Genomic DNA, 21,386 nt, shown 5'->3' with positions numbered 1-21,386 from the left:
AACAACGGTTTGTCGCGAGGGGCCGCGCAACATAGGGTGGCCCTCCAGTGCGGTATCTTTGCCAGCGGCCGGCGTAGACGTCGTCGGCAATGGCTAAATTGAGTGAGTCATGAGCGAGCTGTTACTTATTGATGATGACCAGGAGCTGTGTGAGCTCCTGAGCAGTTGGTTGAGTCAGGAAGGGTTCGCCGTGCGCGCCTGCCACGATGGCCAGAGCGCGCGCAAGGCGCTCGCCGAATCCGCACCCGCTGCGGTGGTGCTGGACGTGATGCTGCCCGACGGCAGCGGTCTGGAACTGCTCAAACAATTGCGCACCGATCACCCCGACCTCCCCGTGCTGATGCTGTCCGCTCGCGGCGAACCGCTGGACCGCATCCTCGGTCTGGAACTGGGTGCCGACGATTACCTGGCCAAGCCCTGCGATCCCCGTGAACTGACAGCGCGTCTGCGCGCGGTATTGCGCCGCAGCCATCCGACGGCGGTCTCGTCGCAGATCGAGCTGGGCGACCTGTGCTTCAGCCCGGCGCGCGGGGTGGTCACGATTGATGAGCAGGAATTCACCCTGACCGTGTCCGAAGCGCGTCTGCTTGAGGCCTTGCTCGGCCAGCCCGGCGAGCCGCTTGAGAAGCAGGAGCTGGCGCAACTGGCCCTGGGTCGCAAGCTGACGCTCTACGACCGCAGCCTTGATATGCACGTCAGCAACCTGCGCAAGAAGATCGGCCCCCACGCCGACGGCCGCCCGCGCATAGTGGCCCTGCGCAGCCGTGGGTATTATTACAGCCTCTGACGAGGGAGTTGGGAGCGTAAGCCTCAAGCTGCAAGCAAGATCAAGAGCAACAGCGACAGCGACAGCGGCAGCGACAGCGACAGCGACAGCGACAGCGACAGCACAAGCAACAGCATCGGCATCGGCAGCGACGCCGGACTGCTTTTGGCTTGAAGCTTGTGGCTTGCCGCTTACAGCTGGGCGCGCACTCGGTAACCGGCCCATTACGTCAACACGCCAGCGCGCCCCCTTTACCCAAGCTTTACCCACGCCTGACCTCCCTTGACCTTGATCGCCCTAAACTGGCCTCAACCGGCACAGAGCCGAAATCGAGACAAGGAGATTCACCATGCGCAAGACTTTGATGGCTTTGATGTTCGCCGCAGCCCTCCCTACCGTTGCAATGGCCATGCCTCCGGAAGGCGGCCCGATGGGTGGCCCTGCTGGTCCAGGCTTTGATGGCCCTGGCATGCATCACCGCAAAGGTCCTCTGGAACAGCTGAACCTGACCCCGGATCAACGTCAGCAAGTCGACAGGTTGATGGGCGCTCAATGGCACGGCCGCAACGAGATCACCCAGAAGTACCTGGCCAAGCTGTCGGCTGCCGACCAGAAAGCGATGAAGGATGAACAGGAAGCTGCCCGGGCCAAAACCCAATCCGACATCCGCGCCCTGCTGACGCCGGAACAGCAGAAGACCTTCGACCAGATCCAGAAGGATGAGGCCCAGCGTCGTGCGGATCGCGCCGAGTTCGAAGCCTGGAAAGCGCAGAAAGCGCAAAAAACCCAGTAACCGGCTGCTGGCGCGGCATTACACTTCCCCTAACCCGACACGCTCCCCGGCGTGTCGGGTTTTCTATTTGACGAACCGGGTCGAGGGCAGCACGTGCGTTCATTGTTCTGGAGAATCCTGGCCAGCTTCTGGCTGGCGATCGCGTTGGTGGCGGGCCTGTCGATTCTGATGGGGCATGTGCTCAATCAGGACGCCTGGATCCTCAGTCGCCATCCCGGTCTGCACAACTTGCCGCAGAAGTGGGTCGAGCTGTACGAAGGCCAAGGCGAGAAATCTGCCCAGGACTATCTGCAAGACCTCAAGCGCAAATACCACATCGACGTCCAGGTGCTGAACGACAGCGGCGAAGCGGTGATCCCCGGCACCTTCCCGCCCCGCGCCGCGGCCTTTGAAGAGCGGCAGAATGACGACACACGCCCGCTGCCGTGGCGGCGCCTGACCACCGAATACACCAGTGAAAAAACCGGGGAAACCTACCTGCTGATTTACCGCATCCCTCATCCGGAGCTGGACGCCTGGCACCGCGACAGTCTGGTCTGGCCGCTGAGTGCATTGGGTATCGCCCTGGTGGTGCTGACGTTGTTCAGCCTGATGGTGACGTTGTCGATCACCCGCCCGTTGAGCCGTTTGCGTGGCGCGGTGCATGACCTCGGCCAAACCACGTATCAGCAGAACAGCCTGGCGCAACTGGCCAATCGTCGTGATGAATTCGGTGTGCTGGCCAATGACTTCAACCGCATGGGCGCCCGCCTGCAAAGTCAGATCAGCAGCCAGCGCCAGCTGCTGCGCGACGTTTCCCATGAGTTGCGCTCTCCTTTGGCCCGGCTGCGGATCGCCCTGGCCCTGGCCGAACGCGCCGAGCCGGTGGAGCGCAACAAGCTGTGGCCGCGCCTGACCCGTGAGTGCGACCGCCTGGAAGAGTTGATCAGTGAAATTCTGGCGCTGGCACGACTGGATGCCGACATGGGCAGCGCCACGGCGGTGGATGTGTCAGGGCTGTTGCATCATTTGCAGGCTGAGACGGAGATGGGCGGCGGCGAGCAGACGGTTTCGGTGTCGGTGGAGCCTGGTGTGCAGTTGCAGGGCTGGCCGAGCGTACTGGAACGGGCACTGGACAATCTGCTGCGCAACGCGCTGCGTTTCAACCCGGAGGGGCAACCGATCGAGTTGAGTGCGAGCACTGAGGGGGATGAGTTGCGTCTCAGCGTGCGGGATCACGGGCCCGGTGCCAATCCGGAGCATCTGGCGCAGCTGGGCGAGCCGTTCTATCGCGCGCCGAACCAGACCGCGCCGGGTTACGGGCTGGGTCTGGCGATTGCCAAACGCGCCGCCGAGAAGCACGGCGGGACGCTGGTGCTGGGCAATCATCCGCAGGGCGGATTCGTGGCCAGCATCGTCGTTCCCCGCCAGTTGACCGCTCTGCACGGTTGATTCCCCGGGAGCGGCTTCAGCGATTTCCAGTAGGACCGGCTTCAGCCGGGAAGAGGCCGGTGTAAGCACCCTCCATTTTGCAGTGTGACGCCGAACGCCTTCCCGGCTAAAGCCGGTCCTACAGATCGGGGCCGGCTATACGGTTACATCACCCCTCCCACGCACTGACAAACTCGGCCACGTCCGGCTTTGCCGGTTCGCGGGGCGGGTTTTGCGGGGTGCCCAGGTAAAGAAAACCGACGACTTCTTCGTCTGCTGTCAGCCCCAGCCCTTCGGCGACATGGCGGGAGTAGGACAAATCCCCCGAGCGCCAGACCGCGCCAATGCCCATCGCATAAGCGGCCAGGAGGATGCCATGGGCAGCGCACCCTGCGGTGATCACTTGTTCCTTTTTCGGCACTTTGAAGTGGTCAGTCAACTTGGCGATGACCACGACCACCAAGGGCGCGCGCAACGGTCCGTTTCTAGCCTTGTCCAGCGCTTTGGCCTCAACATCGCCGCCTTTGTCGATCAAGGCCTGGGCCAGCAAATCCCCCATGCGGTGACGTGCGTCGCCCTCTACGGTCAGAAAGCGATAGGGTCGCAACACGCCGTGGTCCGGCGCGCGCAGGGCGGCGCCAAAGAGGATCTCGCGTTGCTCGGCGTTTGGAGCGGGTTCGATCAAGCGGGGCACGGACACGCGATTAAGCAATACGTCGAGCGCTTCCATTAAGTCGTCTCCAGGAAAAATGACGGGCCATTGTAGTGCCCTGGGTGCAGTCTTGAACTTCAATAACGATTAACCAGGGCATTTACTTACAACACTCTCGGAAATGCCTCGGTTTACACAAACGGGCCCGCGAGTAGAATGGCCGCCCTCTCACTACCTGATCAGAGCGACTGCATGGCGTTGCCGACCCTCCGCATCATCGGTTTCATTATCGGCATCTTCCTGATTACCCTGGCCATCGCCATGGTCGTGCCGATGGTCACCCTGATGATCTTCCACCGCACCGCTGACATGCCGTCGTTTCTGTGGTCAAGCCTGATCACTTTCGTGTCCGGGCTGGCGCTGGTGGGTCAGGGCCGACCTGAACATGTGCACCTCCGCCCGCGGGACATGTACCTGCTCACGGTCAGCAGTTGGGTCATCGTCTGCGTCTTCGCGGCGCTGCCGTTTCTGCTCACGCAACACATCAGCTACACCGACTCCTTCTTCGAAAGCATGTCCGGCATCACCGCGACCGGCTCCACGGTGCTCAGCGGGCTGGACACCATGTCCCCCGGCATCCTGATCTGGCGTTCGTTGCTGCACTGGCTCGGCGGCATCGGCTTCATCGGTATGGCGGTGGCGATTCTTCCGCTGTTGCGCATCGGCGGCATGCGCCTGTTCCAGACCGAGTCGTCGGACCGTTCCGAAAAAGTCATGCCGCGTTCCCACATGGTCGCCAAGTTCATCGTCCTGGTTTACCTCGGCATCACCGTGCTGGGCACGCTGGCATTCTGGTGGGCGGGCATGAGCCTGTTCGACGCGATCAACCACGCGATGTCGGCGATTTCGACCGGCGGCTTCTCCACCTCGGATCAGTCCCTGGCGAAATGGCCGCAACCCGCCGTGCATTGGGTGGCGATCGTGGTGATGATCCTCGGCGCCCTGCCGTTCACCCTGTATGTCGCGACGCTGCGGGGCAATCGCGGGGCGCTGCTCAAGGATCAGCAGGTGCAGGGCTTCCTCGTCCTGCTGCTGGTGACGTGGCTGGTGATGGGCGCCTGGTATTGGGCGACGACCGATCTGCCGTGGTATGACGCGTTGCGCCATGTGGCGCTGAACGTGACCTCGGTGGTGACGACCACCGGCTTCGCGCTGGGGGATTACAGCCTGTGGGGCAACTTTGCCCTGATGCTGTTTTTCTATCTGGGGTTCATCGGCGGGTGTTCAGGGTCAACGGCCGGCGGCGTGAAGGTCTTCCGCTTTCAGGTCGCGTACATCCTGTTGCGCGCCAACCTGCACCAGTTGATTCACCCACGCGCGGTGATCAAGCAGAAGTACAACGGTCACCGGCTGGACGACGAGATCGTGCGCTCGATCCTGACCTTCTCGTTTTTCTTCACCTTCACCATCTGCCTGATCGCGCTGATGCTGTCGCTGCTGGGACTGGACTGGATGACGGCGCTGACCGGCGCCGCCAGCACCGTGTCGGGCGTAGGGCCAGGGCTGGGTGAAACCATCGGCCCGGCGGGCAATTTCTCGACGCTGCCGGATGCCGCCAAGTGGATTCTCTCATTGGGGATGCTGCTCGGTCGGCTGGAAATCATCACGGTGCTGGTGCTATGCATCCCGGCGTTCTGGCGGCACTAGAACACTGCGGGCCGGGCAATGTGGTTCGCGAAGCTGTGAGAAATTTCGCGGCGAGCGGCGGAGGCTGGACTAAGCTCAGCCAATACCCTGCCTCGGAGCACAGTTTTGTGGAAACAATGAAGCGTTTCGACCGATTCGCAGACTTCTATCCGTACTACCTGCAGGAACACCGCGACAGCACCTGCCGCCGTTTGCATTTCATCGGCACAAGTCTGGTTATCCTGATCCTGGCATTCGCCGTGCTCAACGCTAGCTGGACGTTGTTGTGGGTCTTGCCGCTGGCGGGCTACACCTTCGCCTGGGTCGGCCATTTCTTTTTCGAGAAAAACCGCCCGGCTACGTTCAAGCATCCGTTCTACAGCCTGCTCGGCGATTTCGTGATGTACAAGGACATGCTCAGGGGCAAAGGGCCGTTTTGATCGGCACTCCCTCGGCATCACTTATGACGCCTTGCTGCCGCCCCGATTGAGCTACAAAGCGGCTGGCGCTCAGACCGTTTCGCCCACTGGTTCCGGCGCTTGCGGGCTTTTGGCTTTGACGTGTGCATCGGCCAGCCGGAACAGCTCGATCGTGCCATCCCAATGTTCGATCAAGGCCGTGCAGGACTCCACCCAGTCGCCGCAGTTGAGGTATTCCACGCCGCCCACCTGACGGATCTCGGCGTGGTGAATATGTCCGCACACCACCCCGTCCAGCCCGCGCTTGACGCACTCATGGGCGATGGCTTCCTCGAAGTCGCTGATGAAGCTCACGGCCGTCTTGACCTTGTGCTTCAAGTACGCCGACAGCGACCAATAGCCGTAACCGTATTTGGCGCGCCAGTGGTTGAGCCAGCGATTGAGGGTCAGGGTGAATTCGTAGGCCGAATCGCCAAGGAAGGCGAGCCAGCGATGGTAGCGGGTAATGACGTCGAACTGGTCACCGTGGATCACTAGCAGCCGACGACCATCGGCGGTCAGGTGCACGGCTTCATCGACCAGCTGGATATTGCCCAGAATGAGTTTCGAGTAGCGGCGCAGGAATTCATCGTGGTTGCCGGTGACGTAGATGACTTCCGTACCACGCTTGCTCATGGTCAGCAGGCGGCGGATGACATTGGTGTGGGCCTGCGGCCAGTACATGCCGCCGCGCATCTTCCAGCCGTCGATGATGTCACCGACCAGGTACACCTTGTCGGCATGGTATTGCTTGAGAAATCCGGAGAGGTGTTCGGCCTGGCAGTCACGGGTTCCCAGGTGCACATCGGAGATCCACAAGGTCCGGACACGTTGCTTACGACTGGGTTTCACGTTCTCGGCAATGCTCATGGACCACCTCCACTTGGGTTTTCCCAAGCGTGGACGTGGTCGGTGATATGAACATGACGACGGTGTTTAGCTTTGATGACACGGCCTATCGATTAACACTTTGCGACAGCCGATGCGCATTCAGGTGTCGAGGCCGGCGTGACGATCGTTGTGCCCCAGGTCCCGGGCCGGATCAATCTGGTCGCGCACCCGCTGCTTGAGTACCTTGGCCTCGGGAAACCCGCCGTCGGCCTTGCGCTCCCAGATCTGCACGTCATCGCAGGTGATGCGGAACACACCGCCGGTGCCCGGGATCAGCGACACCTTGCCGAGGTCATCGGTGAAGGTGCTCAACAACTCCTGAGCCAGCCAGGCGGCACGCAACAGCCATTGGCATTGCGTGCAGTAGGTGATGGTGATTTCAGGCTTGGCGGACATCGATCAGCCCAACCCTGCCAGCAGATCACGGGCCGTTTGCTGGGGGCCGTCGTCAGAGCCGTCGATCACTTCCTGCAACAGCCGGCGGGCTTCGTCGAGGTTGCCTTCATCAATCAGCACCTGCGCCTCATTGATCTTGCTCAGCGGTTCTTCGTCCAGACTCAGCAAATCGAAACCGCCCTCCTCGATCATGAAGCTGTCGAGAAAAGCGTCGTCCAGCAAATCGCTGTTGCTCTGCACGACGGCTGCCGGACCCGGTTCGAACTGGACGTCCATTTCCGGCGGCGTTTCCTCTTCCGCAAAATCGCTGAGGAACTGCTCTTCCGGCATCTCGAAAACCTCAGGCAGTTGCGTCAGGTCGGACGAGAACGACGTGTCCAGTTCAGGTTCGGCCTCGGGCGCCGGCGCGGGCTTGCGGGGAGCGGGCTTGCTGTCGAACGGATCAACCAGATCCCAGTCGGCGTCCATGGAGAGATCGTCGAGGTTGAGCTGGAAATCGTCGGCAGGGTCAACCGGGTTCAGCGATGCGGCCGTATTTTCGTCCAGCTGGGCGGGCTCTGTCAGGCTGAGCTCTGGGTGGTCGTCTGATGCTTGACTGGCCGAGGCAGTTTGACTGGCCAGCACCGCGGCTGCACCCAGCGCCGCCGCAGGGGCTGCCGCCGAGGTCATGGGAGGCGAGGCGACTGGCGCGGACGGCGGTTCGGGAGCAACGGGCTCAGGCTTCAGTTTCGGATAGCGGCTGCGGATGTCCTGGAGCTTCTGCCCATCGACGCCCTGGCTCAGCAGGACTCGTTCTTCCTCGTCATACGCATCCACGTCGCCCTGCTCGCCGAGCAGTTCGAGGATGCGCAGGCGGACATCGGTACGCTCGGGCTGCTTGTCCAGCGCATCGCGCAGAATGGCCAGCGCTTCGGCGAAACGACCGTAGGCGATGTAGATGCTTGCACCATCCAGCGCGTCGGTGGCGGCACCGGCCAGGCGCTGGCCGGCAGGCGCTGCCGAGGCTGGACGCGCCGCAGTAACAGCCGGCACTTCGAAGACCGGCGTGACCGTCGCGGCAGGCCTGACCACTGGCTCGACAGGCACGGGCTCAAGAGCCAGCTGATTTTTGATCCGGTTGCGGCGCACCGACCAGGCCAGCGCAAGGAGCAGCAACACCACCAGAAGCGCCGCCAGAATCGACGTCCAGGGAAAGTCATCGTCCACGGCGGCAACCGGCACCGGCATCGGCGCTGGTGCGGGAGTGGCTATGGGAGCTGGCGTCGGAGCTGGCGCTGCAGCGGGAGTCGCAGTCGTCACCGCCCCTGCCGTCGGAGCAGCGGGCGCAGGTTTGGCCGACTGCGCCTTGAGTTCGGCGAGCTGGGTCTGCAGTTCGATGATCTGCTTGTCCTTGTCGGCCTCTTCGACGGTGGACGTTTGGACTTGCTGTTTGAGGTCGTCCAGCGTCTTGTTCAATTGCTGGTTTTCCAGTGCCGTCGCCGACAACTGATCGACCGCGTTCTGGTTCGCCGGGGTAGACGTCGAGGTGGAAGCTGCTGCCGAGGGGTTGCTGCCTGCAGCGGCGGGCGCGCTGGCGGTCTTCGGTTCAACGGCATTGTCCGGCAGCAAAAGGCTCTGACCGACCTTCAACTGGCTGCGCTCGCCATTGGGAAACGCTTGCGGATTGAGCGCCACCACACCTTTTATCAACTCGGCAGAAGAGGTCTTGCTGCCCGGCGCCTGTACCTGACGGGCAATACCCGCCAGGGTGTCGCCGGACACAACCGTGTAATGCTTGCCTTGTCGAGCCTGGGGCGGCGCGACCGGCAGACGCGACTCATCATTCTTCGCGCTGACCGCCGGCGATTGAGTACGGCTGCGCGTCGCGGCGAGTCCTGTGGGCGATGTCGGCGGGTCGAGCAACACGGTGTATTCATGCAGCTGGTCGCCGTTAGGCCGTACCAGCCTGACGAGGAAATTCAAGTAAGGCTCAGTGACTGCCTTGTGCGATTCGATGTGAACCACACTGCGGTTGCCACGGATCACCGGGGTGAAACGCAGGTCGTTGAGAAAGAACACGCGTTCAACGCCAGCCTTGGTGAAGGCCTCGGGCGGCGCGAGCCCCACGACGATTTCCTCGGGACTCAGCCCACCCGCTTCGATCAATTCAATATCGGCGTTGAAAGGTTGCCCGAGGGCGGAATGCAGGCTGATCTCGCCCAGCCCCAGCGCAGCCGCCACGGAGCTGTGCAGCAACGCGGCCGAAGCAAGACCGATGGCGAGCAAACCCGAACGAAGACCTGACTGAACGCGAAGGGGCGCATCTCCTTCGCGACGACTACCGGCCTGAAAACTCTTCCGCATGCGAACCCTTTTGAAGACGAGGCAGGCTTCCCTGCACATTCGGTACGCCCGGACACGTCATCCGGGCATCATCAGTATGGGTGCAAATAGAACAGGATGTTTCGCCCGCATCAATGTATTTGTCGCGGGCGTTCGCGCGGTTTTCAGGATTTTTCGAGATTGGCGAGGATTTTCGAATGAACGCGCATGCACATGAGCAATTCTTCTTCGTCGATGCCGGCAAACAACTCGTGGCGCAAGGCCGTGGCGATGGTTTCGATTTTCTCGATCAGCGGCCGCGCCGTGTCGCACAGAACGATCTTCTTCGCCCGACGATCTTCGAGCACTGCCTGCCGCAGAACCAGCCCCTGATTTTCCAGACTGTCCAGCAACCGGGCCAGGGTCGGCCCTTCGACGCCCACGCTCTGGGCCAGTTCACGCTGGGTCGGCGGCGTTTTGAAACGGGCCAGATGCAGTAAAACCAGCCAGCGCGCCTGGGACAATCCCAGGTCAGCCAGCCGGCGATCCAGCTCGGCACGCCAGCCACGGGACATATGGGCCAGCTGCATGCCAAAGCGGTGTTCTTCGGTTAACGGCATAGGTAACTCGATGGTTAAAGGCGATTCCTAATTAATAGGCAGCTAACCATGGAGCCCGGCATGAGGCAAGCGCCTGGACGCGGTGATTCGTCGCACAGGCCGGGATGCGGCGGGTATGCCTTTGGATTGCCTTGAACTGCTTGAACGTTTGCAACCGGCCGTGGTGGCGAAGGGTTAAACCTCGAATTCCGACTGCAACGCCGCGCGCACGCAATACAGCACCCCTTCGGGAACACGGCCGGTGAACAGCTCGGCAATGGCGGCAACGGGGGGCAGTTCGCCTTCGCCGTCGAGGAACGCGTCCTGAATCTCGGTCATCAGGTCTTCGGGCAGGTCCAGCGCCTGATCCAGCGAAAGCTGCTGTTTGCCGATCGCTTCGGCGAGCATCGTATAGACGTTCTTCTCCGAGCACTGCAGTTGCCCGGCGATTTGCATCGGGGTCATGCCGGCGCGGGCGAGGCTGATGAGCTCATGCCGCACATCGGCGACCACACGCGGCGCGGGTGCAGCACCGCCGAGCACTTCGAGGAAGGCCTCGCCGTAACGCTCCAGCTTGCGCGCGCCCACCCCGCTGACCCGGCCCATTTCGGCCATGGTCCCCGGCTGGCTGCGAAGCATTTCCAGCAAGGTCGAATCCGGGAAGATGACATACGGCGGCACGCCATGCTCTTCCGCCAGTTTGCGCCGCAACGTACGCAGCGCTTCCCACTGTTCGCGCTCTTCGCCGCGCACCAGCTGGCTCGCCGGGCTGCCGGAAGCTTTCGCGGTGGTCTGCGGTTTCAGGTCACGGCGTAACTGTAAGGTGACTTCGCCACGCAACAGCGGCCGGCATGTGTCGCTCAGGCGCAGGCCGCCGTAGCCTTCCAGATCGATGTCCGCCAGACCGCGCGCCACCAGCTGTCGGAACAATGAACGCCACTCGCCTTCGCTGCGGCTTTTGCCGACACCGAACACCGCCAGCTTCTGATGACCGAAGCTCTGGACCTTGTCGTTTTCCTTGCCCAGCAAGACATCGACCAGATGGCCCACACCGTAGCGCTGGCCGGTCCGGTAGATCGCTGACAGTGCCTGTCGCGCGGGTTCGGTGGCGTCCCAGGTCTGCACGCCATCGACGCAATTGTCACAATGCCCACAAGGGTTGGGCATGATTTCGTCGAAGTAGGCGAGCAGCGACTGACGCCGGCAGCGGGTTTCTTCACACAGCGCCAGCATCGCGTCGAGCTTGTGCTGCTCGACGCGCTTGTGGCGCTCGTCGCCTTCGGAGTTCTGCAGCATCTGCTTGAGCATCAGGACGTCTTGCAGACCGTATGCCATCCACGCATCGGCCGGCAGACCGTCGCGCCCAGCCCGACCCGTCTCCTGGTAATAGGCTTCCAGCGATTTGGGCAGATCCATGTGCGCCACGAACCGCACGTTGGGTTTGTCGATGCCCATGCCGAACGCAATCGTGGCAACCATGATCAACCCTTCCTCATTGAGGAAGCGCCGTTGATTGCCGGAGCGGGTCTCGATGGGCAAGCCGGCGTGGTAGGGCAGCGCCGGATAGCCGTTGTCGCTAAGGAACGCCGCGGTCTCCTCGACCTTTTTGCGCGACAGGCAATAAACAATGCCGGCGTCGCTGCGCCGCTCGGACAGAAACGCCAGCAACTGCTTGCGCGGCTGTTCCTTGGGCACGATGCGGTAAAAAATATTCGGGCGGTCGAAACTCGACAGGAAGCGCTCGGCGTTCTGCAGGTGAAGACGCTCGACGATCTCTTCGCGGGTGCGCTTGTCAGCCGTGGCGGTCAGAGCAATGCGCGGCACGTCCGGAAACAGCTCGGCCAGTTGCCCCAGTTGCAGGTATTCCGGACGGAAATCATGCCCCCATTGCGACACGCAGTGGGCTTCGTCGATGGCGAACAGGGCGATTTTGAGGTTCTGCAGAAACGACAGCATGCGCGGCTGGACCAGACGCTCCGGCGCCAGATACAGCATCTTGATTTCGCCCAGGCGAATGCGGTTGGCGAGGTCGCGCTGTTGTTCGGCGCTGAGCGTGGAATTCAGCGCGGCGGCTGAAACACCGAGTTCTTCCAGCGTCGCTACCTGATCGTCCATCAACGCAATGAGCGGCGAAACCACCACCGCGAGGCCGTCGCGCAACAGGCCCGGCACCTGGAAACACAGGGATTTGCCGCCCCCGGTGGGCATCAGGACCAATGCATCCCCGCCACTGGCCACGCGCTCGATAATGGCACCCTGGCGACCACGGAAGCTGTCGTAGCCGAAGATGTCTTTAAGTACGCGTTGAGCCTGGTCGAGCATAAATACCCCGGATGGTGCCGCAACAGCGGTCGAGAATCGCTGTGGAAATCGCAAAGCGCGGCAGTATACCGGAGCGCTCCGACAGATTGGACAGCGGCGACACCGGCGGTCGAAATTAACCGGAATACCGATTCCAGTGGCCTCGCCGCTGGCGCCGGGCGCCCTCAGGGCCTAGAATTCAGCATCGTTTATTCCCAAGGTAGTCTGTCAATGTCCTTCGCTGAGCAATTACACCGCCTGCAAGCCTTCCTCGATGCCGATGAGCTGCATGACGAAGCGCTGGACTACGTAGCCGCCCACGGCTATCTGACCGCGCTGTCCATTTGCGCCGAAACCGTGCCGGATCGCGAGTGGATCGACGCACTGTTCGCCGAGCCCCCGCACTACGCTGACAAAGCGCAGCACGAGGAAATCGAAGCCACGCTGATCCAGCTCAAGGCGCACATCGCTCGTCAGCTGGCGTCGGACGAAGAGTTCGAATTGCCGTGCGATCTCGATCTGGGCGATGACCCCGACGACTCCGAGCTGCGCGGCTGGTGCATCGGTTTCATGGAAGGCGTGTTCCTGCGCGAGTCCGCCTGGTTCGAGAACGACGAAGAGGAAGTCAGCGAGATGCTGCTGCCGATCATGGTCGGTTCCGGTCTCTTCGATGAACAGCCAGAGTTCGCCGACATCGCCGCCGATGCCAACCTGATGGACGACATGATCGTGCAGATCCCGGAAGCGCTGACCGCGCTGTATCTGCTGCTCCAAGCCCCGGATGAAAAGCCGGCGATCCTCAAGCCGCGCCACCACTAAGCTCAACAATAAAGCCCCACCGTTACCGATTGAGAAGCGTACGAGCCGACTCCGGCTCGTACGTCCCGCTCCCTGCTACTTGTGCTTCTTGTCACTCTTCTTGAATGCCGCCTCGATCGCTTCGTTGATCGTGCGCAGTACCTTTACCCGTGCCCAGCGTTTGTCGTTGGCCTCGACCAGCGTCCACGAGGCGATTTCAGTGCTGGTGCGGTCCACCATATCGCCCACCGCCTCGCGATAAAGCGGCCACTTGCTGCGGTTACGCCAGTCATCCTCGGTGATCTTGTGGCGCTTGAACGGCACCTTCTCCCGCGCCTGAAAACGCTCAAGCTGGGTTTTGTCGTCGATCGCCAGCCAGAACTTCACCACCACCACGCCGAAATCCGTGAGCTGCTCTTCGAAGTCGTTGATCTCGCTGTAAGCCCTCAACCAGTCCGCCTCGGAGCAGAAGCCTTCGACTCGCTCGACCAGCACGCGCCCGTACCATGACCGATCGAACACGGTGAATTTCCCCCGCGCCGGAATCTGACGCCAGAAGCGCCACAGGTAGGGTTGAGCCAGTTCGTCCTGACTGGGCGCGGCGATTGGCACGATGTGGTACTGCCGTGGATCGAGGGCTCCGGCGACTCGTTTGATCGCACCGCCCTTGCCCGCTGCATCGTTGCCCTCGAACACCGCCACCAAGGAGTGACGGCGCATGCGTTTGTCGCGCATGAGCCCCGAAAGCCGCGCCTGCTCGGTGATCAGTTGCTCGTCGTAGTCGTCTTTTTCCAGCGCCAGGGTCATGTCGAGGTTGTCGAGCAGGCTCAGCTCGTTGCTGTTGTTGGGCAAAGGGCCGAGTCCGACAAGATGGGTCGCCCCTTCAGGTGTCTTCAGAGCGTTTTGCAAACCCTCGAGCAGCAAGCGGCCAACGGTGAGACTGCGGTAATTCGGGTCGACGCCTTCGATGACGTGCCAGGGCGCGTAGTCGCGACTGGTTCGGCGCAGCACGCGCTCGCCAAAACGCACAAAGCGGTCGTAGGTCTTCGATTGCTGCCAGTCCAGCGGGCTGATCCGCCAGCTGTGCAGGGGATCATCCTTGAGGGTTTTGAGGCGCAGCTTCATCTGCCGCTTGGACAGGTGAAACCAGAATTTGAAGATCACCGCGCCTTCGTCGACCAGCATCTTCTCCAGTCGCTCGGCGCCGTTGATGGCCTGATCCAGCACGGGGTCCTTGAAGCGCTTGTGCACCCGGCCCTGGATCATCTGGCTGTACCAGTTTCCGAAAAATACGCCGATGCGGCCTTTCGGCGGCAACTGGCGCCAGTAACGCCAGACCGGCGGATGGGCCAGTTCTTCATCGGTTTGCTGATCGAAAGTGCGCACTTCGATGTAGCGCGGGTCCATCCAGTCGTTGAGCAGCTTGACGGTCTCGCCCTTGCCTGCGCCCTCGATGCCATTGATCAGCACGATAATCTGGCGCTTGCCTTGCTCATGCAATTCGTACTGAGCTTCCAGCAGCGCCTCGCGCAGCGCCGGGACTTCAGCGTCGTAGGTTTCGTCGTCGATGGTGTGGCCGATTTCAGCGGATTCGAACATTCAAGGCTCCCTTCAGGATCGGTCAAGACTAGCAGGCGGCGGGCAGCGCCGATGCAGGTTATGACCGCCAACCGCTGCGATGGATCACAGCAGCGGGAAACATTCGGTTGCGGGTTTAACGAGGCGGCACCGTGGGAGTGCCACCTTGTTCAGCAAATTACCAGCCCGCGCGGTACAGATCGGTCAACTGCGTGAGCATCAGCGCCTCGGCCGCATCGCGTTCGGCGATGAGGGCCAGGCCCTGTCGGTGGTACTCGTCTGGATCGGTTGGCGGATGCTCTTCAAGGGCGGCCATGCGTGCGCGCACGGATTCAGTGGCCAAAGCCAGCGCGGGCGCATGCTCGGAGCGCAACCGCGCGTTCCATTGCTGATCACTGATGGCGAACTGCAGAAAAGCCGGGCCGCGTTCTGCTTCCAGCACCTGGCGACGAGCGTCCAGCAATGCCCCACGGTCGACCGCCGCCAGACGCGCCCAGACCATGCGGTAAGGCTGACCGGGCAGCCCGAGTTCCTCCGCGAGCCCGACGCGGTAGGCCAGTCGCACCTCCGCATGATCCAGCGCCATCCCCAGGCTTTCGCGCCGGGCAATCTCCGCATCCGCAATCGCCTGCACTTCGTTGAGGCGGAAAAGCTGACGCAGGACACCCAGCAAGGCGTCCGTGCGTTGGCTTTCTGCAACGCCCCGCAGCGCACCATGGCTGTAAACCGCGACCTGGATGTCGCTGAAGATCAAGCGCGCCCCGTCCTGACAGGTCTGGTTGGCGCCGAACAAGCGGTCGTTGGCCATGACCTCGATCTGCCCGCGCAACCCGGCATCCTGCGCAGCTGTTTCCAGAACAGTGAGCACTTCACTGGCAAGCTCGGCATGGAACTGGCGGAAGTCCGGGGTTTCCCTCAAACGCTGCAACAACACCAGCAGATGAGGCGCATCGGCGGCCTGTTCGACCTGCGTCCACGCTGCCAGCAACCGCTGATTCAACACATCTTCCCCCGTGCGCAACCACACCTGCGCCGAGGGTCTGGCAGCACCCGCGCTCGGACCAGCGCGGTGACCATGGGACGCGGACTCATCATCAGATGGCTCAGAGTCTGTGTCCATCGGCGCGCCTTCGACGTGGATCTCGCGGATGTCTTCGGGAAAGTCGTAATCGAGCTGATAGCGATGACCGTAGCCGGTGTCGTTGCGCCAGTAATCCTCAAGGTCCTGGCGGTTGAACGGGTTGTTGTAGGCGTAGATCACCGTGTGCTGGCCATCATCCCTTGAGTTTTCGATCACGTCGGAAGGGATGTCGGTGATCTGGTTGTCACTGATGTCCAGCTCGCCAAGGCCCAGCGAATCGGTCCATTCAGGCCACTGGGTAAGGCCGGTGTTGTTAATCCACAAGGTCGACAGGCTCAGGCGGCTGGTGTCGGTGAATTCACCCAACTGGCTGCCGGCCAGACTCAGGGAATTCAGCGCGGGGATGTCCATCAGTGTGTCCATGGCAGGCTGGCCCAAGGGCCATTGCATGTTCTCCAGCGAAAGGTGCTGCAGGGACTCAAACTGCGGTAACACACTAGGGAGCTCGGTGAAGCTTCCGCGCACGTTCAAGTGGGTCATGTTCGGAAAGTTCGCCAGAAACGCATTGGCAGCGTTGGTATCAAACTGCACGTTATTGAGCTCGATCTGTGTGATGTCCCCATAGAAACTTTGCAACGGCGGCATTTCCGGCATTGTCAGGAACTCAAGCGTCAGCCAGCGCGTACCCCGTGGCGCATCAGCATGGCTGTAGCGCCAGGCCCGACCCAGCGCGTTGGCGACCCGACGCCGCGCCAGACGTTCACCGTCATGGAGCAGCACGCTGATATCGTCGGCTTCCGCCCAGGCGATGAGGCTCACGTGCAACTGGTCATAGGCCACAGCACGAGCGCGCGTCGCGTGCAGCAGTTGCTCCAGTGATCGCCCCCGCCGGGCCATGCCACGCACCTGCTCCGTCATCTCGAGACTCTCCGGATAGAGCTGCGCCATTGCCTGGAGCAATTGCTGATGAACCGCGCTGTCAGCCACAGGCAAACCGCGCCCGCTGAGTGGGTAGCCGATGCGCCCGTCGAGCAGACGCTGCGGCGGCCTGAACCCGGTCGGTAACGTCCATTGCCCCAACTGCTCCGCCGCCCACTCCGGCTGCGACCGGACCCAATTAAAAATGCGACGCTTGAAGGCCCGTGCGCCCGTTTCCGGGTCGTTGAACCCCATCGTCTGACGACTGCTCTCTGGCAGCGCACGCAAGAGCGCGGCAAACAGGCTGACCCTTTTCTCCGACTCCTCGGTGCCCGCTACCTGAAAGCCTTTGTCGCCCTTGATCAACACACGGCATTGCGAGGCACTCTTGGCGCCAATGCTGTCCAGCAAAGACCCGGTGGTGCTGCCCTCCCTCAGTTCGATGCGAAGGTCAGCGGGCCATCCCGGGAATGTTTCAAGGCTGCGCAACGTCAGGCGCTGGAGATCGGCGTTGGCCGTGCTGGGCGTCAGAAAGAAACCCTCCAGCGCTCGGTTCATGCGGGTCTGACGCAGATGCCCACGGATCTTTCCGGCCGCTTCGAGCGGAATGCGTTGAGTGTCCAGCATGGCCAGTTTCTGTTCGCTGGCGGTTTCAGCTATCAGCTCCTGGCCTGCCGCCAACGTGAGGGACGGAAAATCCCGTCTGAGCAGCGCGATCAGCGGATCGCTCGACTGCTCGCTGGCAAGGTACGCCGCGTTGAACGCGTCGGCTGAGTCTGCCGCCTGCTGACTCAGGCGAAAACGCTTGGCGGTATCGAGCAGCGCTGCGGGTGCCGATTGATTGGCGATGTGCAGTGCGGCCAGATGCTCTTCATCCACCCCGCTGACTGCCATTATTCGGCCGACGGTGTTGTCGTCGATGTCCGCGAGTTCCGGATGCAAACGACGCAAAGCCACGCTCACGTCGGTCAGGCGTAGGCCACCTGCAGCGTTTCGGGCGGGAACGCTGCGTTTGATGAACGATGGTGGCTGCGACCCACCGGCTTCTGCCGCCATTGCGCCGGTCACGGCACCTGCGACACCCAGCGCCCCCATGAATGCCAGGTTTTCCGCGACATTGCCCAAGTGGTCCAGCGCTTCATCCATGTCGCCATGGCGCCACGCTTCAATGCCTTCGAATGTCTCGTCGAGCAATTGCGCCCCCGCGACAACCATCATGACTTCGCCCAGACCGGGAACGAACAGCGCGGCTATATTCAGTGCATCCAGGCCGTAGTTCAGCCAGTCGGCGAGGCGCTGGTCGCGGGTTTTCTGGTCCTCGTCGTCGGTGGGGACGGCGAGCACGCGAGCGTCATCCTTCAGTCGCAGCAGTTGATGAAGATAGAAAACATCACCCAGCGCGCCGCCCACGTCGACGGCTTCCAGGTCGAGGAAAGCATTCTGATCCACTTCCGAAACGCTGATCAGCTGTCGGTGAAAACCTTTGCCACGGGCAACGCTGTGCAGGACATGGGGCGCCAGGCGCTCGTGCAAGCGTTTGAAGAAAGCGCCTTTGCTGCGCTCGGGAATGAAGCGGTCGAAGTAGCGTTGATACACCTCGGAGCGCAGTTTGGTGCGCAGCGCCTGTGTGAAATGTTCCAACGAGGGGTAGGACTGGATTGCGCCACTGGCTTCCCCAGGCAGGTACACCACGCAACGCGTCTGCTCGGTGGATTTGAATAACAGCGGGCCGCGCAATTTGCAGCCCAGCAGTTGCAGGGTGGACACCTGATGCGCGGGGCCGTAGGCGTCGAGCTGCAGCAGCCCCTGGTACTGCGCCTCATCAACAGAGCCCTTGAGGCGTGCGATGTGGGAGTCGACCCGTAAGGTCAGACGGGCGTGCTCGATAATGCGCGACTTGATGTCATTGCTGTCCAGACTCCCAGGGACGTCCGGCCTCGCGACGGGGTGCAACACATGATGCAAGTGCCGTTGATACTGGCCGCCCAGGTCAAGCCGGCGGCACAGCTCGATGAAGCGACCGGGACTAACCCTTGATGGATGAACGGCTTCCAGCCGCGCCGATGTGTCCGGCGTGCCGCCAATGATTGCCGAGGTGCTTTCACGATCAGCGTCCGTCGCTTCGACCGCTTCGAAATTTTGCAGGGCGGCGGCCAGCAGCGAACGTGTGCTGGAACCCTCAGGCGAAGCACGACCGGTCAGCCAGTCGCGCTGGAATCTGGCGTGGAAGAAGCGGTCGCTGTCGACATCGAGACCCGGACCGAATTCGGCGTCCAGGGCCTGGGTCAGCAACGGCCGCGCAAATGACGGCAGGTCCTGAATGCGCTGGAACACCTGCTTAAGGTTTTCCCGAGCGGCCTGCGCGAGGGTCATGTCCTGACGCAGGGCATCGCGCATTGCCGGGGTCGCCTGGATGAACCATTGCGGCAGCGTGTCCTGGATAAATGAAGTCGTAAGAGCCTGACTGGCGGTGTTCATGTGACGTCCTTGTTTCTGCGTGTGATCAAAGGCGCATAGATAAACAGGAACGCAGCCGCAAAGTGGCATACATATGTAGTGCACGCCTCCCCGGACGCTGGAGTAACATCGCCACCTCGCCCGCCCCGAGCCGAACATGACCACCACTGACCACACCCAGATCGCCGATGACCAGATCGCCCACGCCCAGATCGACTGGGACGAACACGGCAATCCGCATTCACGGGTGTTCGCCGACGTTTATTTCTCGACCGGATCGGGCCTGGATGAAACCCGCCATGTGTTCCTGACCCAGAACGAGCTGCCCGAGCGCTTTGCTGCGTTACCGGCGGGTGGTCGGCTGGTGATCGGCGAAACCGGTTTTGGTACCGGGCTGAATTTCCTGTGCGCCTGGCAGCTGTTCAATGCCAGCGCAGCGGCAGACGCCCGCCTCCATTTCGTCAGCGTCGAAAAATACCCGCTGACCCGTGCCGATCTGGAACGCGCGCTGAATTTGTGGCCCGAGCTCAAGGAGCAAGCGGATCAGTTGCTGGATCAATACGTGGCGGTGCATCAGGGCTTCCAGCGCTGGGTCTTCGAGGGCGGCCGCGTGACCCTGACCTTGCTGGTTGGCGATGCGCTGGACATGCTGCCGCAGCTGGACGGACAGATCGACGCCTGGTTTCTCGACGGTTTCGCCCCCGCGAAAAACCCGGAAATGTGGACGCCCGAACTCTTCGCAGAGCTGGCGCGGCTGGCGGCACCGGGCTCGACCATCGGCACCTTTACCAGCACGGGCTGGGTGCGCCGGGCATTGAACGCAGCCGGTTTCAAGATGAAGCGCGTGCCGGGGATCGGGCATAAGTGGGAAGTGCTCAAAGGCCGCTTCATCGGCTGGCCAGAAAGCGTGCCAACGCCCACGCGCGCCAAACCCTGGTTTGCCCGGCCGACGTCACCGGACGGCCCGCGCACGGCGTTGGTAATCGGCGCAGGCCTGGCCGGCTGCGCCACTGCGTCAAGTCTTGCCGCGCGCGGTTGGCACGTCAGTCTGCTGGAACGTCACGGGGATTTGGCGCAAGAAGCATCGGGCAATCCGCAAGGCGTGCTCTATCTGAAGCTGTCGGCCCACGGCACCCCGTTGTCGCAGCTGATCTTGAGCGGATTTGGTCACACCCGCCGTTTGCTGGAACGCCTGCAACGGGGCATCGACTGGGACGATTGCGGCGTGCTGCAGCTGGCCTTCGACGAGAAAGAGCAAGCGCGTCAGGCGCAACTGGCGGCGGCGTTCCCCGAGGATCTGCTGCATGTGCTGGACCGGGCTGACGCCGAGTCACGGGCCGGTGTCGTGTTGAAGAGCGGCGGTTTGTTTTACCCCCAAGGTGGCTGGGTGCATCCGCCGGCGTTGTGTCGCGATCAGGCCAGCGCAAGCAACATCAAGCTGCTAACCCACAATGACGTGATCGAGCTGCGGCGGGACGGGGCGCTGTGGCAGGCGTGGGATGGCGAGCGTCTGCTGGCTTCTGCTCCGGTCGTCGTGTTGGCGGGCGCAGCCGAAATCAAACGCTTTCCGGCCAGCGCTGACCTGCCCCTCAAGCGTATTCGCGGGCAGATTACCCGACTGGCTGCAACCCCCGAAAGCCGCGCGTTGACGACTGTCGTGTGCGCCGAGGGTTACGTGGCGCCTGCGCGCGACGGCGAACACACGCTAGGGGCAAGCTTCGCCTTCAACAGCGATGACCTGACGCCGAATACGGCCGAACATCTCGGCAATCTCGAACTGCTAAGGGAGATCTCCGAGGACCTGACCCAGCGGCTGGACGCCACCGCTCTGCCAGCGGAGGGTCTGCAAGGTCGCGCCGCGTTTCGCTGCACCAGCCCGGATTACCTGCCCATCGTCGGGCCGCTGGCAGACCGGGCGGCGTTTCTTGAAGCGTACGCCGTGCTGCGCAAGGATGCGCGCCAGACGCCGGATACCGAGTGCCCATGGCTCGCCGGGCTGTACGTCAACAGCGGTCACGGCTCTCGCGGTCTGATCACTGCGCCGCTGTCCGGCGAACTGATTGCCGCCTGGCTGGATGACGAACCTCTGCCACTGCCGCGAAGCGTGGCCGAAGCCTGTCACCCCAACCGATTCGCGCTGCGCGGGCTGATTCGCGGTAAGTAGAGAGGCCTGCGGTATCGGCTGTCCAGGCGCCCGTCGCCGCTATCCGACGCAACTTCTTGCTCCTGCCGAAGATCCACTGCTTCGCCAGCTACATCGGCTCCGGCCAAACCGTTATCCTCCAGCCCATCCCTCCATTT

The 21,386-nt window shown here is 62.2% G+C and carries 15 protein-coding genes; 7 read left to right on the top strand and 8 right to left on the bottom strand.

Going from position 1 to position 21,386, the window contains the following annotated elements; genetic code table 11:
• The first annotated feature begins 109 nt into the window (after window positions 1-109).
• From QMX88_RS16175 to QMX88_RS16165, 3 genes are all read left to right on the top strand, one after another.
• Window positions 110-787, top strand: coding sequence for a response regulator transcription factor (locus tag QMX88_RS16175; protein ID WP_074890298.1), 678 nt, complete (start codon window positions 110-112; stop codon window positions 785-787).
• Between the two features lie 328 nt (window positions 788-1,115).
• On the top strand, window positions 1,116-1,559 hold the full coding sequence (locus QMX88_RS16170; RefSeq protein ID WP_282371063.1) for a Spy/CpxP family protein refolding chaperone: 444 nt from the start codon (window positions 1,116-1,118) through the stop codon (window positions 1,557-1,559).
• A gap of 93 nt (window positions 1,560-1,652) precedes the next feature.
• Window positions 1,653-2,990: a sensor histidine kinase gene (locus tag QMX88_RS16165; protein ID WP_282371061.1), complete on the top strand. Its 1,338-nt coding sequence runs from the start codon at window positions 1,653-1,655 to the stop codon at window positions 2,988-2,990.
• Window positions 2,991-3,138: 148 nt separating this feature from the next.
• Here the strand turns inward: QMX88_RS16165 and QMX88_RS16160 are convergent, their stop codons facing one another.
• Window positions 3,139-3,699, bottom strand: a complete 561-nt coding sequence (locus QMX88_RS16160; RefSeq protein ID WP_282371059.1) for an NAD(P)H nitroreductase — start codon at window positions 3,697-3,699, stop codon at window positions 3,139-3,141.
• 174 nt (window positions 3,700-3,873) lie between these two features.
• On the opposite strand from QMX88_RS16160, the gene QMX88_RS16155 reads away from it, so the two are divergent.
• Both QMX88_RS16155 and QMX88_RS16150 read left to right on the top strand, forming a co-directional pair.
• Window positions 3,874-5,328: a TrkH family potassium uptake protein gene (locus QMX88_RS16155; RefSeq protein WP_282371117.1), complete on the top strand. Its 1,455-nt coding sequence runs from the start codon at window positions 3,874-3,876 to the stop codon at window positions 5,326-5,328.
• 107 nt (window positions 5,329-5,435) lie between these two features.
• Window positions 5,436-5,747, top strand: a complete 312-nt coding sequence (locus QMX88_RS16150) for a DUF962 domain-containing protein (protein ID WP_282371057.1) — start codon at window positions 5,436-5,438, stop codon at window positions 5,745-5,747.
• Between the two features lie 69 nt (window positions 5,748-5,816).
• Here QMX88_RS16150 and QMX88_RS16145 read toward each other — a convergent pair whose 3' ends face one another.
• From QMX88_RS16145 to recQ, 5 genes are all read right to left on the bottom strand, one after another.
• Window positions 5,817-6,635 carry a UDP-2,3-diacylglucosamine diphosphatase gene (locus QMX88_RS16145; RefSeq protein ID WP_192170976.1) on the bottom strand — a complete coding sequence of 273 codons (819 nt, stop codon included), beginning with the start codon at window positions 6,633-6,635 and terminating at the stop codon, window positions 5,817-5,819.
• 120 nt (window positions 6,636-6,755) lie between these two features.
• Window positions 6,756-7,052 (bottom strand): SelT/SelW/SelH family protein, encoded by a 297-nt coding sequence (locus tag QMX88_RS16140; protein WP_065986919.1) that lies wholly within the window; start codon window positions 7,050-7,052, stop codon window positions 6,756-6,758.
• A gap of 3 nt (window positions 7,053-7,055) precedes the next feature.
• Window positions 7,056-9,395 (bottom strand): FimV/HubP family polar landmark protein, encoded by a 2,340-nt coding sequence (locus tag QMX88_RS16135; protein ID WP_282371055.1) that lies wholly within the window; start codon window positions 9,393-9,395, stop codon window positions 7,056-7,058.
• Window positions 9,396-9,538: 143 nt separating this feature from the next.
• On the bottom strand, window positions 9,539-9,973 hold the full coding sequence (locus tag QMX88_RS16130; protein ID WP_065986915.1) for a MarR family transcriptional regulator: 435 nt from the start codon (window positions 9,971-9,973) through the stop codon (window positions 9,539-9,541).
• A 174-nt stretch (window positions 9,974-10,147) separates the two neighbouring features.
• Window positions 10,148-12,274 carry a DNA helicase RecQ gene (gene recQ / locus QMX88_RS16125; protein ID WP_192170974.1) on the bottom strand — a complete coding sequence of 709 codons (2,127 nt, stop codon included), beginning with the start codon at window positions 12,272-12,274 and terminating at the stop codon, window positions 10,148-10,150.
• Window positions 12,275-12,484: 210 nt separating this feature from the next.
• Between recQ and QMX88_RS16120 the strand changes: the two genes are divergently transcribed.
• Window positions 12,485-13,072, top strand: coding sequence for a UPF0149 family protein (locus tag QMX88_RS16120; protein WP_192170973.1), 588 nt, complete (start codon window positions 12,485-12,487; stop codon window positions 13,070-13,072).
• A gap of 75 nt (window positions 13,073-13,147) precedes the next feature.
• Here QMX88_RS16120 and pap read toward each other — a convergent pair whose 3' ends face one another.
• Together pap and QMX88_RS16110 are read right to left on the bottom strand one after the other, a co-directional pair.
• Window positions 13,148-14,650, bottom strand: a complete 1,503-nt coding sequence (pap, locus tag QMX88_RS16115) for a polyphosphate:AMP phosphotransferase (RefSeq protein ID WP_282371051.1) — start codon at window positions 14,648-14,650, stop codon at window positions 13,148-13,150.
• A 157-nt stretch (window positions 14,651-14,807) separates the two neighbouring features.
• Complete coding sequence (locus QMX88_RS16110) at window positions 14,808-19,106, bottom strand: NEL-type E3 ubiquitin ligase domain-containing protein (protein ID WP_282371050.1); 4,299 nt, start codon at window positions 19,104-19,106, stop codon at window positions 14,808-14,810.
• A 136-nt stretch (window positions 19,107-19,242) separates the two neighbouring features.
• Here QMX88_RS16110 and mnmC point away from each other — a divergent pair, with 136 nt between their 5' ends.
• A complete protein-coding gene (gene mnmC / locus QMX88_RS16105; protein WP_282371046.1) occupies window positions 19,243-21,249 on the top strand; it encodes a bifunctional tRNA (5-methylaminomethyl-2-thiouridine)(34)-methyltransferase MnmD/FAD-dependent 5-carboxymethylaminomethyl-2-thiouridine(34) oxidoreductase MnmC in 2,007 nt (668 codons plus the stop codon).
• The last annotated feature ends 137 nt before the right edge of the window (window positions 21,250-21,386 follow it).

This window comes from Pseudomonas sp. PS02290 (genome assembly GCF_029960075.1).
GTDB lineage: Bacteria > Pseudomonadota > Gammaproteobacteria > Pseudomonadales > Pseudomonadaceae > Aquipseudomonas.
Note: the sequence above shows the minus strand (reverse complement) of the source record. Positions and strands in the feature narration are given on the sequence as shown.

Coding starts and splice junctions, on each gene's coding strand:
- QMX88_RS16175 (WP_074890298.1), top strand. CDS start 110: ATGAGCGAGCTGTTACTTATTGATGATGACCAGGAGCTGTGTGAGCTC.
- QMX88_RS16170 (WP_282371063.1), top strand. CDS start 1,116: ATGCGCAAGACTTTGATGGCTTTGATGTTCGCCGCAGCCCTCCCTACC.
- QMX88_RS16160 (WP_282371059.1), bottom strand. CDS start 3,699: ATGGAAGCGCTCGACGTATTGCTTAATCGCGTGTCCGTGCCCCGCTTG.
- QMX88_RS16155 (WP_282371117.1), top strand. CDS start 3,874: ATGGCGTTGCCGACCCTCCGCATCATCGGTTTCATTATCGGCATCTTC.
- QMX88_RS16145 (WP_192170976.1), bottom strand. CDS start 6,635: ATGAGCATTGCCGAGAACGTGAAACCCAGTCGTAAGCAACGTGTCCGG.
- QMX88_RS16140 (WP_065986919.1), bottom strand. CDS start 7,052: ATGTCCGCCAAGCCTGAAATCACCATCACCTACTGCACGCAATGCCAA.
- QMX88_RS16135 (WP_282371055.1), bottom strand. CDS start 9,395: ATGCGGAAGAGTTTTCAGGCCGGTAGTCGTCGCGAAGGAGATGCGCCC.
- QMX88_RS16130 (WP_065986915.1), bottom strand. CDS start 9,973: ATGCCGTTAACCGAAGAACACCGCTTTGGCATGCAGCTGGCCCATATG.
- recQ (WP_192170974.1), bottom strand. CDS start 12,274: ATGCTCGACCAGGCTCAACGCGTACTTAAAGACATCTTCGGCTACGAC.
- QMX88_RS16120 (WP_192170973.1), top strand. CDS start 12,485: ATGTCCTTCGCTGAGCAATTACACCGCCTGCAAGCCTTCCTCGATGCC.
- pap (WP_282371051.1), bottom strand. CDS start 14,650: ATGTTCGAATCCGCTGAAATCGGCCACACCATCGACGACGAAACCTAC.
- QMX88_RS16110 (WP_282371050.1), bottom strand. CDS start 19,106: ATGAACACCGCCAGTCAGGCTCTTACGACTTCATTTATCCAGGACACG.
- mnmC (WP_282371046.1), top strand. CDS start 19,243: ATGACCACCACTGACCACACCCAGATCGCCGATGACCAGATCGCCCAC.